13 protein-coding genes and 1 other annotated feature are annotated in these 15,166 nt (G+C 49.7%); of the genes, 7 read left to right on the top strand and 6 right to left on the bottom strand.

Annotated elements, in window-relative coordinates; translation table 11 throughout:
* Positions 1-3: 3 nt before the first annotated feature.
* The 5 genes from trpCF to aroF all read right to left on the bottom strand — a co-directional run bounded on the left by trpCF (position 4) and on the right by aroF (position 5,681).
* Positions 4-1,392, bottom strand: a complete 1,389-nt coding sequence (gene trpCF / locus BZJ19_RS11710) for a bifunctional indole-3-glycerol-phosphate synthase TrpC/phosphoribosylanthranilate isomerase TrpF (protein WP_077675773.1) — start codon at positions 1,390-1,392, stop codon at positions 4-6.
* Positions 1,389-2,393 (bottom strand): anthranilate phosphoribosyltransferase, encoded by a 1,005-nt coding sequence (trpD, locus tag BZJ19_RS11705; RefSeq protein ID WP_077675772.1) that lies wholly within the window; start codon positions 2,391-2,393, stop codon positions 1,389-1,391. Before trpD ends, trpCF begins: the two co-directional genes overlap by 4 nt.
* A 62-nt stretch (positions 2,394-2,455) precedes the next feature.
* Positions 2,456-3,070 (bottom strand): aminodeoxychorismate/anthranilate synthase component II, encoded by a 615-nt coding sequence (locus BZJ19_RS11700; RefSeq protein ID WP_077675771.1) that lies wholly within the window; start codon positions 3,068-3,070, stop codon positions 2,456-2,458.
* The gene (locus BZJ19_RS11695) at positions 3,067-4,671 is read right to left on the bottom strand and encodes an anthranilate synthase component 1 (protein WP_077675770.1); all 1,605 of its coding nucleotides are present in this window, start codon (positions 4,669-4,671) and stop codon (positions 3,067-3,069) included. The genes BZJ19_RS11700 and BZJ19_RS11695 overlap by 4 nt, the downstream gene beginning before the upstream one ends.
* Positions 4,668-5,681: a 3-deoxy-7-phosphoheptulonate synthase gene (gene aroF, locus BZJ19_RS11690; RefSeq protein WP_077675841.1), complete on the bottom strand. Its 1,014-nt coding sequence runs from the start codon at positions 5,679-5,681 to the stop codon at positions 4,668-4,670. The genes BZJ19_RS11695 and aroF overlap by 4 nt, the downstream gene beginning before the upstream one ends.
* Positions 5,682-5,764: 83 nt before the next feature.
* Positions 5,765-5,859, bottom strand: a sequence feature (Trp leader region).
* A 415-nt stretch (positions 5,860-6,274) separates the two neighbouring features.
* On the opposite strand from aroF, the gene rnm reads away from it, so the two are divergent.
* The 7 genes from rnm (at position 6,275) to BZJ19_RS11655 (ending at position 13,758) form a co-directional block, all read left to right on the top strand.
* Positions 6,275-7,177 carry an RNase RNM gene (rnm, locus tag BZJ19_RS11685; RefSeq protein WP_077675769.1) on the top strand — a complete coding sequence of 301 codons (903 nt, stop codon included), beginning with the start codon at positions 6,275-6,277 and terminating at the stop codon, positions 7,175-7,177.
* A gap of 90 nt (positions 7,178-7,267) precedes the next feature.
* On the top strand, positions 7,268-7,888 hold the full coding sequence (locus BZJ19_RS11680; protein WP_077675768.1) for an L-threonylcarbamoyladenylate synthase: 621 nt from the start codon (positions 7,268-7,270) through the stop codon (positions 7,886-7,888).
* Positions 7,889-8,318: 430 nt separating this feature from the next.
* Positions 8,319-9,443: a hypothetical protein gene (locus tag BZJ19_RS11675; protein ID WP_069590127.1), complete on the top strand. Its 1,125-nt coding sequence runs from the start codon at positions 8,319-8,321 to the stop codon at positions 9,441-9,443.
* Between the two features lie 13 nt (positions 9,444-9,456).
* Complete coding sequence (locus tag BZJ19_RS11670) at positions 9,457-10,533, top strand: HBL/NHE enterotoxin family protein (protein ID WP_077675767.1); 1,077 nt, start codon at positions 9,457-9,459, stop codon at positions 10,531-10,533.
* A 50-nt stretch (positions 10,534-10,583) separates the two neighbouring features.
* Positions 10,584-11,402 (top strand): hypothetical protein, encoded by an 819-nt coding sequence (locus tag BZJ19_RS11665; protein ID WP_077675766.1) that lies wholly within the window; start codon positions 10,584-10,586, stop codon positions 11,400-11,402.
* Positions 11,403-11,418: 16 nt separating this feature from the next.
* Positions 11,419-11,646, top strand: a complete 228-nt coding sequence (locus BZJ19_RS11660; protein ID WP_069590133.1) for a hypothetical protein — start codon at positions 11,419-11,421, stop codon at positions 11,644-11,646.
* Positions 11,647-12,096: 450 nt separating this feature from the next.
* Positions 12,097-13,758 carry a site-specific integrase gene (locus BZJ19_RS11655; RefSeq protein ID WP_077675765.1) on the top strand — a complete coding sequence of 554 codons (1,662 nt, stop codon included), beginning with the start codon at positions 12,097-12,099 and terminating at the stop codon, positions 13,756-13,758.
* Positions 13,759-14,659: 901 nt separating this feature from the next.
* Here the strand turns inward: BZJ19_RS11655 and BZJ19_RS11650 are convergent.
* Entirely contained in the window at positions 14,660-15,166 is a 507-nt protein-coding gene (locus tag BZJ19_RS11650) for a hypothetical protein (RefSeq protein ID WP_077675764.1), read from the bottom strand.

Here is a 15,166-nt window from a genome sequence, read left to right as displayed (position 1 = left end):
AAATCAATAGCGGCGAAGGGCGCGGAACGCCGCGTGTAACTTGTTGGCATCTTTCACGCCGGGCGCATGCTCGACGCCGGAGTTAAAATCCAGCCCGAGGCAGCCCTGTTCAGCCGCTTTGGCCGCATTCTCGGGGGTGAGCCCGCCGGCAATCATGACTTTGTCTTTGGCGGTTTTAGGGATCAGGTGCCAATCAAAGGTTTTACCCGTGCCGCCAGATTGTTGGCCGACTCGGCTGTCGATAAGGTGGCGGTCAGCATTCACACCGTCTAAAGCCGGTGCGACATCAGAGACACCGTGCGCTTTCCAAATTTCACAGTGCACAGGGAGCTTTTCGCGCAGTGCTTGTAGATATGCTGCGTCTTCATCACCATGCAGTTGCACCGCGTGAAGGCTGAGCTGTTGTGCGTACTCAGCCACGGTATCTAGCGCATGATTTTGGAACACGCCCACATAGCGCAGCGGCGCGCCTTGCTGTACGCGCTCGGCCACGGCGGATGTCACCGCGCGAGGGGAGTGCTCAACAAAAATAAGTCCGCCGTAGACAGCGCCAGCGTTATAGGCGGCGAGGGCATCGTCGGCGGTGGTAAGCCCACAGACTTTATTTTCCCCCAAGATCACTTTACGTAGCGCGAGGGTCAGATCAGGTTCTGCCATTAATGCACTGCCAATTAAAAAGCCATCCGCGTGGTGGGCAAGATCGCGCACATGACGGTGGCTATGAATGCCACTTTCTGAAATCACGATCGCTTTTTCGCCCACTTGTGGTGCTAAACGTTTGGTGCGATCGCGATCGATGCTTAAATCACGTAAATTCCGGTTGTTAATCCCAATCACCACCGCCCCTAAGGCATTGGCACGCGCGAGCTCGTCTTCGGTGCTCACTTCGGTAAGCACTCCTAGCTTTAGCGACTCGGCTAAATCGGCCAGCTCGCGGTATTCGGCGTCGTCGAGTACTGACAGCATCAATAAGATCGCATCGGCTTGATAATGACGCGCGAGGTAAACCTGATAAGGGTCGATAATAAAATCTTTGCAAAGCACAGGCGCATCGACTTGTTCGCGTACGATCGGCAAGAAGTCWAAACTGCCCTGAAAGTAGTCCTCGTCCGTCAGGACTGAAATGGCCGCGGCAAAGGGTCGGTAGGCACGGGCGATACTGGCTGGATCGAAGTCTTCTCGAATCAACCCTTTTGAAGGTGAGGCTTTTTTGCACTCCAAGATAAACTGTGAGCCCGGCGCGGCCAGTGCAGCACGAAAGTCACGATCACTGGGCGTCAGTTGGTCGATAAAGCTGTCCAGCGGCTGAGTGCGCTTACGCGCGGCCACCCAGCGTTTTTTGTCATCGACAATGCGGCCTAAAATAGTGTCGTTGAGGGCTGAGGTGGTCATACTGCGCTCCTTTGTGCTAACGCTTGCATGATGGTGTAAGGCTTGCCCGACGCCATCACGTCCAAGGCCTGTTGTGTGTTTGCTTTCAAGTCTTCTTGTCCGAATAAGCGTAGCAAGAGTGCCACATTGACAGCCACCGCCGCTTGCTGGGCGTCTGTGCCTTTGCCTTGCAAAATCGCGCTGATCATCGCGCGGTTCTGCTCCGGCGTGCCCCCGGCAATGCTGTCCAGCGGGTATTGGGATACACCAAAGTCGTTGGGGGTTAAGGTGTAATGCTCGATGTGGGTCGGGGTGATTTCTGCCACCGTCGTGGGGCCGTGGATAGCCACTTCATCCAGACCGTCACCGTGAACCACGGCCGCGCGTGTCATATTGAGGTTTTGCATGGTTTGTGCAATTGGCGCAACTAAGGCTTGGTCGTACACGCCCATCAGCTCAATGCTAGGTTTCGCTGGGTTAATTAACGGCCCAAGCAGATTAAAGATGGTGCGCGTTTTCATCGCTTGGCGCACGGGCATCGCGTGTCGTACGCCGGTGTGGTATTGCGGCGCGAATAAAAAGCAAACCCCCAGATTATCCAAGGCCTCGCGGGCGTGGTCGGCAGGCATCGCCAAATCAATGCCAAAGGCAGCGAGTAAATCGGAGGAGCCCGATTTGCTCGATACCCCGCGGTTGCCGTGTTTGGCCACTTTCACGCCACAGGCCGCGGCGACAAAGGCGGYCGTGGTTGAAATATTAATGGTGTTCGCGCCATCGCCTCCCGTGCCAACGATATCGGCAAACGGATAACTAGGTCGAGGGAAAGGCTCGGCGTTGTCGGTGAGTGCTTTTGCCGCGCCCGCGATTTCTTCAGGCGTTTCCCCTTTAATCTTCAATGCGGTTAACGCAGCCGCTAATCGTGCTGGCTCGAGTTCACCCTTAATGATCGCACCAAACAGCTGCTCGCTTTGCGCTTGGCTGAGTGACTGTTGTTGGTAGAGCGTCTCTAGTAGTTGATCCATCACTGTACTTAACCTCGGTATTTGTCTGTTCGAGCTCCGTGCTTATCTGGCACGTGTTGTTGTTAGCACTGATAGTAGCCACTCGCCCAATCGATAGTGTGGGTGAGCAGGGCGGCGCCTTGTGCGGTCAAAATGGACTCTGGATGGAATTGATAACCGACCACGTAGTCGGTATTGCTCACCACCGCCATTACTTTTTGATCGTCGCCATCAAACACGGTGGCGATGACATTCAAGCTGGCAGGCACCTCAGTCGCCACCAGTGAGTGGTAACGGGCCACGGTGAGTGGGGATGCCAATGGGCCAAATACCGCATGCTGTTGGTGATGCATGGCCGAAGCCTTGCCGTGCATGATGGTGCCAGCACCGGCGACTGTGCCGCCGTAGGCTTCGACGATCGCTTGCTGACCTAGGCAAATCCCCAGCATTGGCACTTGGCCGCGCAGTTTTTCAATCAATGCGGGCATACAGCCAGCGTCAGCCGGCGCGCCAGGGCCGGGCGAGAGCACCAGCAGTGGTTGGGGCAGGGTTCGAATGTGGCGAGCAATCGCCTCAGCCTCTAAATGATTGCGGAACACCGTGACCGGGTAACCGAGTGCGCGAAATTGATCCACTAAGTTATAGGTAAAGGAGTCCATGTTATCGAGCAGGACGATGTCCATTGGCGGGGTACTCATGATTGGCCTCCTTGATGGGCGGTTTGAATCGCATGGATCACCGCTTGTGCTTTGCCGCGGGTTTCGTCCGCTTCGGCTTGAGGGTCAGAATCAAACACTACACCCGCACCGGCCTGTACGGTGGCAAGGCCGTTTTCAACGTAGGCAGAGCGGATCACAATACAGGTATCCATCTCACCCGAACCGGTAAAATAGCCCACGGCCCCGCCATAACTGCCGCGACGGCACTGTTCGGTGTCACGGATAAGTTGCATCGCGCGAAGCTTGGGCGCACCGGTGAGCGTGCCCATATTCATACAGGCTTGGTACGCATGCAGCGCGTCTAGATCGGGTTTCAGCTGACCCACCACCCGAGAAACTAAATGCATGACGTGGCTGTAGCGGTCGACTTTGAGCAAGTCGGCGACATGGCGGCTGCCGGGCGTGCTAATTCGCGCCACATCGTTGCGGGCCAAATCGACCAGCATCATGTGCTCGGCGTTTTCTTTTTCATCATTGCGCAGCTCAAGCTCAATGCGGCTATCCAAGTCGTGGTCAATGTCGCCTTGGGCAGTTTTCCCGCGTCGGCGCGTACCGGCGATGGGATAAATCTCAACCTGATTAGTCGCTTGAGTATATTTGAGGGCGCTTTCCGGCGAGGCGCCAAACAAGCTAAATTCGCTATCACGCAGATAAAACATATACGGGCTAGGGTTGCCACGCTTCAACGCTCGATAAGCATTGAGCGGCGAGGGACAGGCGAGGGTAAAGCGGCGCGATGGCACCACTTGAAACACATCTCCGGCAATGACGTGCTTTTTCAGCGCGTCAACTTGCTGACAAAAATCTGAATCGGAGACCGAAACCGCGACGCTGTGATCGGTGACCACGGGCGCTTCTGGAAGCGGCGCAGGCGATAGGCAGGCTTCTTTGATGCTCTGCAAGCGACGCGATAAATCCACATAGTGAGCGCGGGCGTTATCACCACCAAATAAGGTGCCTTGTAGGCGCGCTTGGCGGTGCTGGTGGTCAATTACTAGTAAGCTTTCCGCGACATAAAACAGGTAGTCGGGGCAGTGCTCGGTGCCGTCCACCGCCGGCAGCGTTTCAGTGCTGGCCACCAAATCATAGGCAAACAGGCCACCGATAAAGAGCGCATCGTCCGGTTGATTATCCAACGCGATACTTTGTTTGATGACACGCAGGGCATCAAACACCGACGCTTGGCGCAGACGGGCGTCTTCATCCAATAGCGCACCATTGTCGTTAGGATGGTGGAACGTCAACGTCAGGGCGGGAAAGTCTCCATCGTTGGCATGTGCTACCTCACAGACGAGGGCTTTCAGCGCTGCGCTCTGGGCGATGCTCTCCAGCAAATGACTGCCATTATGAGTAAGCGCTTGTAAGGTGACGCGCTGCCCGCGGCATTCAATGCGCACGGCCGCATCGATCAGCATCAAGCTTTTAAGGTTGCGTTTGGAGTCAATCTCTGCCGACTCCAACAGCATGCTATAAGGCTTATCTTGGCACACGGCGGCATACAACTCGGTCGGGTCGGCCACATAAGGCACCGAGAGTTGGAGCGTATCAAGCTCGCCATGTTGGGGATCATGAGTGTTCACAGCTTTCTCCCTGCCGCTTGCACAAAGGGGGTAAGTTCTTGCATCAGCTGCGCGAACATATCGCCGGTTAACGCTTGGTGGCCGTCTGACAGTGCTTCGCTCGGGTTTAGGTGGCTTTCCACAATGATGCCATCCGCGCCCACGGCCGCTGCGGCGCGTGATAGTGGCGTCACCAGCTCTCGCACACCGGTCCCGTGGCTTGGATCGACCAACACAGGCAAATGGCTGCGCTGCTTCATCAAGGCCACGGCATTCAAATCCAAGGTGTTACGTGTGGCGGTTTCGTAAGTGCGAATACCGCGTTCACATAAAATCACATTGGGGTTACCTGCATCGACAATATATTCCGCCGCCAGCAAACATTCTTCGATAGTGGCGGAAAGCCCACGTTTTAACAAGACAGGTTTTCCGGTTTCGCCTACCGCTTTGAGTAAGCCATAGTTTTGCATGTTACGTGCGCCAATTTGCAAGCAATCAATGTACTCGCACACGGTGTCGACTTGGCTAATTTCCATTACTTCTGACACGGTTGGCATGCCAGTCAGGTCACTGGCTTGTTTGAGCAGCTTTAGCCCCTCAACCCCCATGCCTTGGAAATCATAAGGGCTGGTGCGAGGTTTAAAGGCGCCGCCCCGTAACACACGTGCGCCATGGATTTTAACGCGCTCGGCCACAGACAATAGCTGTTGTTCGGACTCCACCGAGCAGGGACCTGCCATGACCACGAAGTGTTGACCGCCTACAGGTACATTGCCGATATGCACCACGCTGTCGTGCGGCTGCACATCACGGCTCACGCGTTTGTACTTGGTTAGAATCGGTTTGACTTCCTCAACCAGAGGGTTGGCTTCAAAATGGCATTGTTGCAGCACACGTTCATCACCCAGCGCACCCAATACAATGCGTTCCACACCCGGCATATAAAGCGGTTTTAGACCGCATTGCTCGATTTGATTGAGGAGGACGTTGGCATCCTGCTCGGTGGCTTGGGGCTTAAGTACAATAATCATCAAATATCCTTTTAAACTATGGTTGCCGGTTACCGTGGCTGAGTGCGTGGTGGCACGATAACGCGTGATGGCAAAACTAAGAGACAAAAACGCCCGCATCAGTGGCGGGCGTTGTGAATAAGGTTGCTGTTTATACAGCGCGTCACACCGCCCGCGAGGAGCCGTGCCACCAAATAAGCGCAACAGAGGTCATGGATGTCGCCAATACACACACGGCCTGTGCGGCAGCTGGTGCAGTGTGAATCGAATGTGATCTAGACGCGGCGTTGAAATACATGCTGCGAGACTCCGTTGTGACTGTTACCCTTAGCGCCATATCGCTCCCCAAGACAGAGAAACGGTGCGCGTTAACTTGCGTACTAGTAAACTGATATTTTGCTTCTGTGTCAACGGGGAAATCGAAAAGAATGCAGAAAAAGTGCGGAATAAGCACACCATAGTAAAGAACAAAGATATTCACCGTGCTCGCTAAGCGCTGATTAACTTGGCGCGTTCGCATTGACTGAGCCCCGTAGCGCGTACTTAGCCTCAGGCTGATAAGACACAAACCGACAGTGCCAAGGCGCGAGCGCATTAAGGAAACCCGATACACCATGATCATTGATTTACATAGCCATACCACTGCTTCCGACGGTCGCCTATCACCCAAAGATTTGGTACAGCGCGCGGTCGAGCGTCGCGTGGGCGTGTTGGCGATTACCGACCACGACACCACCGCTGGGCTGGTGGAGGCGCAAGCAGAAATCGACCATCAAAACTTGCCCCTTACACTGGTCAATGGCATTGAAATTTCGACCTTGTGGCAGAACTTTGATATTCACATTGTGGGATTAAATGTCGAGTCCCAGCACCCGGCATTAACCGCATTGATTGCGGAACAAGCTGAGCGACGCCAACAACGGGCTGAGCTGATTGCTGAGCGGTTAGAGCGTTCGCATTACACAGGGGCGCTCGCGGGTGCGCGTGAACTGGCTGGCGATGCGCCGCTCACCCGTGCCCATTTTGCACGCTGGTTGGTCGAGCAGGGTCACGCGAAAACCATGCAAGCCTGTTTCAAGCGCTTTTTAACCCGAGGGAACACCGGTTATGCGCCGCCCAATTGGTGCTCGATTGCAGAGGCCGTTGAAGCGATCCATGAGGCTGGGGGACAAGCGGTGCTTGCTCATCCGGGTCGATACAAACTCAAAGCCAAGTGGCTGAAACGATTACTGGCTGCGTTTTCTGAAGCCAATGGCGATGCTATCGAAGTCGCTCTTCCTCAGCAGTCGCAACAAGAGCGTCGTTTGCTGGCCGATTACGCGCGAGATTATGGTTTGTTGGCCTCGCTGGGGTCGGATTTTCATTACCCCTCTCCTTGGACAGAGCTGGGCCGCAATTTATGGCTGCCGAAGGACAGTCAGCCGGTTTGGTGTGATTGGACATGGTTAGAGGCGGCTGAACAAAAATGGCAATCAGTAAATCAACTAGATAGCGACAAGCCAGACGCGTTACAATAGACCTATAAGAAGGATTATCCGGCGCGCTAGCCACCAACGCTGGATCGCGGTTGAGCATCCTAGTGTGGCGGAGCTAAAGCAGGAGGAACCATGAGTCAGTTTTTTTACGTCCACCCAGAGAACCCGCAAGCGCGGTTGATTAATCAAGCGGTGGCGATTATCCGAAATGGTGGGGTGATTATTTATCCGACCGATTCGGGCTACGCATTAGGCTGCCAACTAGAAAATAAACAGGCGCTAGAACGCATTTGCCGGATTCGTGATCTCGACAAAGACCATAACTTTACGTTGCTATGTCGTGATTTATCCGAGTTATCGCTTTATGCTCGGGTAGACAATACCGCGTTTCGCTTGATTCGAAATAACACCCCCGGCGCTTACACCTTCATTTTGAAGGCGACGAAAGAAGTGCCGCGTCGATTAATGAACCCGAAGCGTAAGACCATTGGCATTCGCGTACCGGATAACCGTATCGCGCTTGATTTACTCGAGGCGCTGGGCGAACCCTTGATGTCGACGTCATTGATTCTGCCGGGTAACGACTTTACCGAATCCGATCCCGAAGCGATTCGTGATCATCTCGAACACAGTGTGGATTTGATTATGCACGGTGGCGTATTGGGTGAGCACCCCACCACAGTGGTTGATTTTAGTGAAGGCAACCCAGAAATTCGCCGCCACGGCAGTGGTGATCCACAATCATTTGAATAAAAAATGAACCAAGTGTCACCATGAGCCGTAATTACTCATACAATGCGATTGCATTGTGACAATGTGCTAGTTCTGATGTTGTGTCAGCGACATGTTGACCTTCCATTCCCGCCCAGCCGCCTTGCTGGGCGTTTTTTTGTCCTCTTTGAGCCTATCCGCATTTGTTGTTTCGGCGAATAATGATTTGGTGAGATCGCTTGATAGAAGTGTGCAATAGGTTGCCTACCTACACACTAAAAGTGCCGTGATTGACTCATTATCAGAATATTGCCCAGCAAAGTAGGCATTTCACTCTATGCTTCCATCTTAACTCTCCTGTGTTCTCGCGGTAGAAGAATACGGTAGGAGAGAGGGGTGTGTTAGTGCTGCCTAAGCCAGAATGCCTATGTGGTTAACAGACTGTTTTTATTCCAGTTAGAGGGGAAAAATAATGACGGGTGTGAATACTATCGATACGGGAGATGCTGGTTTGCTAGCAGCCTACTTGAGTGCTGCAAACCGTGGGTTGATAACACAAAAGAACGCTAACTTGCTTCTCAGCCAGCAAAGCTTGGCAGGCTTTGAGCTGAGCTCAGACTTGGCAGTGAAATCTAGCGCGTTTCAAGAGGAGCTGAGGCAGCAAGCCAATCAATATCTACAGATCGTGCTACCTGCTGTTATCACTACCTTTTCCAACGGATCGAATTTCTCTGCGTTAGTCGCGGCTGCACAGCGTGCTCTGCCCAATAGCAACAGCGCATTACTTGCTCAAGCTGATCAGATTGTTCATACCCTAAGTGCTTTAACCACTCAGGCGCGCCTGTACGCCACGCATGCCGCAGGCTTATATGCTCAGGCCGGAGTGATGAATCAAGAGCTCTCCTATTCCAACAAGCAATATGACTTGGTTATCGCTCAGATAGAGCAGTCCGTCTCCGCTGATATTAAGCAGCAAACAGAAGCAATTGAAACGCTTAATCAAAAGATTGCGCAAAACATTCAAGGGATCGTCGACGGTGGCACCAAAGCGGGTGAGGGTGTAAATAAAATTGGTCAAACAATACTGGCCAGTATCGATGTGACAGATAAGAAGCAAGATCAAGACAAGGAAAAAGATAAAAAAAACGAAGATGAAAATAAATCGAAAATCGACACGCAATATCTGATTGCAGGCTTGAATGGCATCTCTCAGGGAGCCAGTGAGTCCAGTCAATCAGTGAGAGAGCTTCGTACCAACAACGAAAAATTGGGTGTTTTGTACACACAGCTCGCAAAAAACAACAGCTTGCTGTCTGTCGTAAAGTCTATCCAAGCTCAGAACAACCTGTTTGTGGGGGCATTTTCCCGCACTTATCAGGCTTTGAGTGGGCTAGAAGAAAACTGGCAGAAAGTTGAAAAACAATTTTCGAGTAGCGCAGAAATTGTTGCAACGGCCACCAGTGAGCAACAGGTTCAAGTGATTCGTGAGTCTTTGGAAGTAGGTGTCGCGCAGTGGAACCTGCTTTCAGATCAAATGGACAGTATCAAAGCAATTTATGCCGGTATCCCCATGGTACACGGCATCACTCACCCGTAAAGAGGACGAAAAAATGACAGATACAGCAATTGGCGTTAATCAAGGAATGGCGCATCAAAGCTCACAAGCACTCCAAATTCAAAACTTCTGTAACAGTGTGCTGCAGCAGGTACCCGTTGATTTTTCTCAATTCCCAAATTTGAAGGACAATGAAACGCAAATTAACCATGGACTGGATACAGCAAAAAAACATGCTAACTCCTATCTATCAGATATTCAGCCACAAATCATTACCAATATTTCAAACATTTCCAATTATTATCAGCTACATAATGCCATTCCYACGGTGCTTCCCAAGGGAGCAACAAAACAAGAGTGGCTGAAACAGTTACAAGCACTTCGAGATCAAGCTTTGGCCTATCAAGAAACGTCCAAAGGGACAAAGTTAATCATTGTTGATCTGAATAATAACTTGATCACGGACTCGAAGAATTTCCAAGCCATTGTGGTTGACCTCAATTCAAAAGTGCAAGGGGACAATGGTGTACTTAGCCAGTTGGACGGGGAAATTGATAAAATTAATGCCGCCATTGATGGCGCGATTGCGGGGATTGTCGCGGGTGGTTTATTGGTGATTGGCGGTGCGTTCGTCACGGCTATCGGGGCAGTGGCTGACTTTGTCACCGCAGGCACATCTACTCCAGTTGTCATCGGCGGTGTTGCCATGATGGTTGCTGGGACTGCTGGTATAACAGCTGGCTCGATTGTGTTGCATAACTCCCTAAACGCACGTCAGGATTTATACCAAAAGAAATCAAATCTGAAAGCTGAAGTTAACTTAGCTAGCCAAATTGGTAGTGGTTACCGAGGTTTACAAGTGCAGGCACAAAATTCGGTAAACGCGGCGACACAAATGGCTAAWGCTTGGGACGCACTAACCTCGGACTTGGGTACCATGATTGCTGATCTGGACAAAGGCATTACCAGCACAGACTCACTGCGTGAGCTATGGCTGACGGCTGCCGATGGCACGGTTAAAACTGTGTTGACCGATGTGAATACGATCAAAGCACAAATGGCAGGTGTTAGCGAGCTTTCTGTCCCTAAAAATACCACTATTGCTGACTTTGTCGGTAACTTGGCGGCATAAATCATGGCAAAGCCGGGAAACCGGCTTTTCCCATCGAAAAGGAGACTCTCATGACAACGTCAACCAATGGTATTTTGTCTCAGGCGATTGCCAATATGCAGGCATCGGAGAAAATTATTCGTCAGTTTAGCGGGCTACCTAGTAATGCCATCGCTATTCAACAGAGTGTCGAGCACACAGTTACCAGTATCTTGCCTCAAATTCAGCAAATGCAAACGCAAGTGCTTTCGTTTGCTGAGTCACTTTCAGACAAGCTGCAAAAACAAATTGAATTAGTTGATACGGAGTCGGCGGCGGCACTTCAAGCCTTTGTCAATGACATTCAGCAACAGGCTAAACCGACGCAGCAGTTGGTTCAGGAGAGCTTGCAACAAACTCGCAATGCCAACGCCAGTATTACACAAAACATTCAGGCGCTGGAAAAAATCAGTGTGCAATTAAAAGCGAATATTGCCGGCTTGCAGTCTAATTTGCAGGGGGAGCAACAGGAGCTAGATGCTTTAAATAAGAAAAAATACTACCTTCTCGGACTGGGTGTTTTTGGCGCGCCAGGGCTGATTGCGTTAGGCGTATTAATATCTAAAGCGCAAGACAAGGTACATGGGCTTGAGTCGCAAATAAAAAGCTGTCAGACACAGATAAATCAACAGCAAGCGTTTTTGATGCAGACCCAGCATTTTAATCAAGACTTCAGCGACCTCACAGATAAAGTGAGTAAAGTGGGTAATGCGTTGAGTTTTGTCATTGGTGACGTAAACAATATTGCTGGAGACATCGAACACGATGGTATCACTGATCGCAGCCAAATTAAGTTGTATTTTACTGCGGCTTCTCAAGAGCTAAAAAGTCTCGTCAACGACGCTTCTTAATCAGGAGGAGACAAGCATGGCAAATTATATGGTACAAAGTATGAGTGCCGATAAAACCATACCCATTACTTACTACCGTAAACAGAGTCAACCGCATGTTAGCCACGAAGAGTCCGAAGCCTTTACTCGCGCCGCAATTGATAACTATGCGGAATTTAATCATTTAGATATCAATCAAGTCGTGGCGGGACATTATCGTAGCTCTCAAGGTGTCCCGACTAGCGGTAAGGTTTACGAAATATAAAGGGCTTACGCTCTCGGCGTTTTTCAAGCCGGTCAGGTTGGTAGCGCTGCCTTGTGACCGGCTTTATCGAGACCATTCACACTGTAGACCGGTGTTTGGTTACATATCAGGTTGTCTACGAGGCGTATTTAGTTGCTTGCGATACCATATCTTTTCTTCTCCTCATCGTTACTCTGCTTTATAATCTTTGCTGGTTACAAAAGTGGTTACTGACCTAGTTGAATACATGATCTACGCTAGGTGTTCCATACTCACTTTAAGTTGTAAGTGATTGTTTTGTAGGGCAAGAAAGTACGCTTTCCGACAGATAATAGTTTGACGCCTGTGAAGGCTTGGTGTGATTTATGTCACGCTTCCAAAGTTACACAATCAATTCAGTATCTTACCCCCGATTCAACCCCCTTTATCCTCTCTGGATGGTTACAAGCATGTGATCAACGGTGGTTACATATGCTTAGTAAAAAGATCAAAAACACGACTATCCGAGGTAACACTTATTGGCTCAATATGCGGTGCCAAGATGGTGTGTTACGTCAAAGCTTAAAAACAGATAGTGCGTCACAAGCTGAGAAAATCGTTACAATACTGGCGGGTAAGAAAGAGGAGGCGAAAGCGATGGGGCAAGCGATTACAAAACAACTAATACAGCAATTCACTGTACAACTTATAAAGCGTCTTGAAAGCCGTGTTACTGGCTTTAGTGACCCGTTTGGGGATGAAGGGGAAGAGTTGTATTTCTTGCTTGAAGATGGAGCCGTTGATACAGCAGAGGAAGAGGGGGTACCTGTACAAGAAGTACAAGCCTGCGCGGATCAGCGTGACATATCTCTAAGCTTTGTAAGTCCTGACGATCCAGATCGTGCAGCTCGTAGTCTTGTAGATGCAATCGCTACACCCACAGATCAAGGTTACTATCAAGCTGTACACCACCTAACTAACTTCTTTAATGCTACCCATCCGATCCGTGATGCTCTGGAAGTGAGTGATTTCACCAAAGCACAGACCCACCTAGACAACATTAAACAAACCTTTGCCCCTGAAGCTTTCACCTCTGAGATAACCGCAGCCCAACCTCCACAATCAACCACAGCTACTACTCCTGAGACACCAACAGCCCCGACATTACAACAAGCCCTTGATCTGTATTGGTCGAGTGATGAGGCTAAAGGATTATCAGAGCGTATGCGTGATCAGCGCCAGCGGTTTTTTCAAGCTTGGATAACACTAATTGACCCACAAACACCTGTAGATCAAATCTCAGGCCGTATGCTTGATACAGCCCTTGATATCATCAGTAAAATACCTAAAGCGCGTATCAGTGTAGAAGAAAAATTAGCTATTGCTAAAGCGGGGGATTGTGAGCCGAAAAATAGGATCAGTGCTGAAACAGTACGTAAGTATAAAAAGGATCTGAATGTTCTTTTTAATTGGCTTATCACTAAACACCACATCGACACAAACCCGCTTAGTAACTCCCGATTTAAGATCGGTGCTGCTGCCCGTCGAGGTGCTTTCAGTCCAACACAGCTTGTTAAAATACGTGATCATAGTGCTAGCCAGTCAGACGGCTGGGGTGATCGGTATAGCTTCATAACTCTGCAAATGCACACAGGGACACGACAAAAAGAGCTGATTCAGCTTACAAAGGAGGATGTAAGGCAGGAAGAGGGGATCTGGTTCATCGATATAAATGATGATGGGGAAGGTAAGACGCTCAAAACAAAAGCAAGTAAGCGACGGATCCCTGTCCACAGCTACTTGATACAACGTGGCTTTATTGAGTATGTCGAGCAACTTAAAGACAAACAACCCTTGTTCAGCTTCACTACTCACAACTTAGCCCATACCTACAGGCAGATGAAACAAGCCTTGAGCTTGCCGGATTCAGATCCAGAGGGTAACGCCCTTAACCTGTATTCTCTGCGTCATAGCTTTATCAGTACGTTACACAGTGCAGGGGTTAGTGAGCTTACTGTTAATCCGTTGGTGGGGCACAGTGATCGCAATGAGATAGCAGCGCGTTACAGGCATATTGATTTAGTGACTTTACAGAAGGCGGTAGAGCAGTATCGAGTAGGGGCGAAGGAACCTAAAAGCGGAAGCAGATCATAAAAAGCGCCTGAGCTACTATTAATAACCTTTTTGTAGAACCAAATCACACCCCACAAACCGTGGGGTTTGTCGCCTTTTCAATCAGTTAAAACCGATCACTGATCATTGCGGAGATCAATCAAAATAAATTTTTTCTCTTGGTCTTTTTGCTGCATCAGACATTGAAATTCTCGGTAATCTTGGCGCACTTGGAACGCTAGGTTTGTGATTACTAACTTGCGTTATAACATCCCCAAGATATCCACACCTCATCAGCGTGTCGTTCTCTTGCAATATCAGATCTATCTCACTATCTTGTAAAGCGTTGACCGATAAGACACCACATCTTGTGTGAGTATCTTGGGTTTAACTACTACAAGTAGGAGACGACACTTTTTGAATTTGGTGTTTTAAGCTGACATGCGTGTAACTGTTTAATCTGGGAACAGATCGCTTGGAAAAGCTTCGAACCTCAGATCTCGGTAATGTATACTCTGACCTTGTAGAAAGAGAAAACGACCAGAGCGAGAAACATGGCAGTGTTTCTTACTTCCGGTCGTCAAGGGACTAGCTGAAGATAGTTACTACAGCGTATTAATAAATCCATTTGCATTGTAGTCAACACCTCAGCTGGTTGTAAAGTTACTTTACACCTATAGGAGGTGATAAAGATGAAGAAGCTTTTACGGCTTTTAGTAAGAATCTTTGCTGGTAAACTAGTTAAAGCATTGATTCGTAGTGATAATTGGTGTTTGCTCAAAGACTCTTTGATAAGCAGTTGGTTCTATATCATTTCTGTGATCAAAGACCACTTTGATGATTGGTTTAGTTGATAAGCGACTATCAGGGGAGGGGCAACTCTCCCTTTGCTAAGTCTTAGAGAAGGAAGGTTTGAAGGTAACAGGTTACGTACAATAAACGATTATAAAGTCGTGTACTCGTTGCCACTCTCACCACCTTTCCATGTGTAGCTGTAGCTCAAGTGCTCCTGTAGTTCACCACTATCAACAAGGGGTGTATCACGCCCCTTAATCCTAATCGTTGCTTTAGCATTCTGAGGGAGCACAGTGGGATCCCCGAATACATCTTGTGTGTAGCTCAAGCTCACTTTACCAATGCTTGCCAATGTGTGATCAAGTGATTGCTGTCCGTCTAAGTACTTAAACACCTCGTGCTTAGCCTTCTTAGCAATCAGCTTACCGTATAAGCGGGTTACAATTGATAAAACAGGACGGGGAGGGATACCCTGTGAGGGCACCCCGTTGTGATGGATAGCCATTAGCTCAGCATACTTCAAGCCGCTGCTGTGCATCCCTTCACCCTTGTTAATACCAGTGCTAATCTTTGCCCTGTGTGCTGCTTCTGCACGTTTACGCATTTTCTCAAGCTTACTCAGTGCAGTGCTACGTTTCCTATCAAGTTTAAACAT

Source organism: Salinivibrio proteolyticus (assembly GCF_001996165.1).
GTDB lineage: Bacteria > Pseudomonadota > Gammaproteobacteria > Enterobacterales > Vibrionaceae > Salinivibrio > Salinivibrio proteolyticus.
Note: the sequence above shows the minus strand (reverse complement) of the source record. Positions and strands in the feature narration are given on the sequence as shown.

Excerpts from the sequence above, each read along its gene's own strand:
- BZJ19_RS11700 (WP_077675771.1), bottom strand. The coding sequence starts at position 3,070 with ATGAGTACCCCGCCAATGGACATCGTCCTGCTCGATAACATGGACTCC.
- aroF (WP_077675841.1), bottom strand. The coding sequence starts at position 5,681 with ATGATTATTGTACTTAAGCCCCAAGCCACCGAGCAGGATGCCAACGTC.
- rnm (WP_077675769.1), top strand. The coding sequence starts at position 6,275 with ATGATCATTGATTTACATAGCCATACCACTGCTTCCGACGGTCGCCTA.
- BZJ19_RS11680 (WP_077675768.1), top strand. The coding sequence starts at position 7,268 with ATGAGTCAGTTTTTTTACGTCCACCCAGAGAACCCGCAAGCGCGGTTG.
- BZJ19_RS11675 (WP_069590127.1), top strand. The coding sequence starts at position 8,319 with ATGACGGGTGTGAATACTATCGATACGGGAGATGCTGGTTTGCTAGCA.
- BZJ19_RS11665 (WP_077675766.1), top strand. The coding sequence starts at position 10,584 with ATGACAACGTCAACCAATGGTATTTTGTCTCAGGCGATTGCCAATATG.
- BZJ19_RS11660 (WP_069590133.1), top strand. The coding sequence starts at position 11,419 with ATGGCAAATTATATGGTACAAAGTATGAGTGCCGATAAAACCATACCC.
- BZJ19_RS11655 (WP_077675765.1), top strand. The coding sequence starts at position 12,097 with ATGCTTAGTAAAAAGATCAAAAACACGACTATCCGAGGTAACACTTAT.
- BZJ19_RS11650 (WP_077675764.1), bottom strand. The coding sequence starts at position 15,166 with ATGTTTAAACTTGATAGGAAACGTAGCACTGCACTGAGTAAGCTTGAG.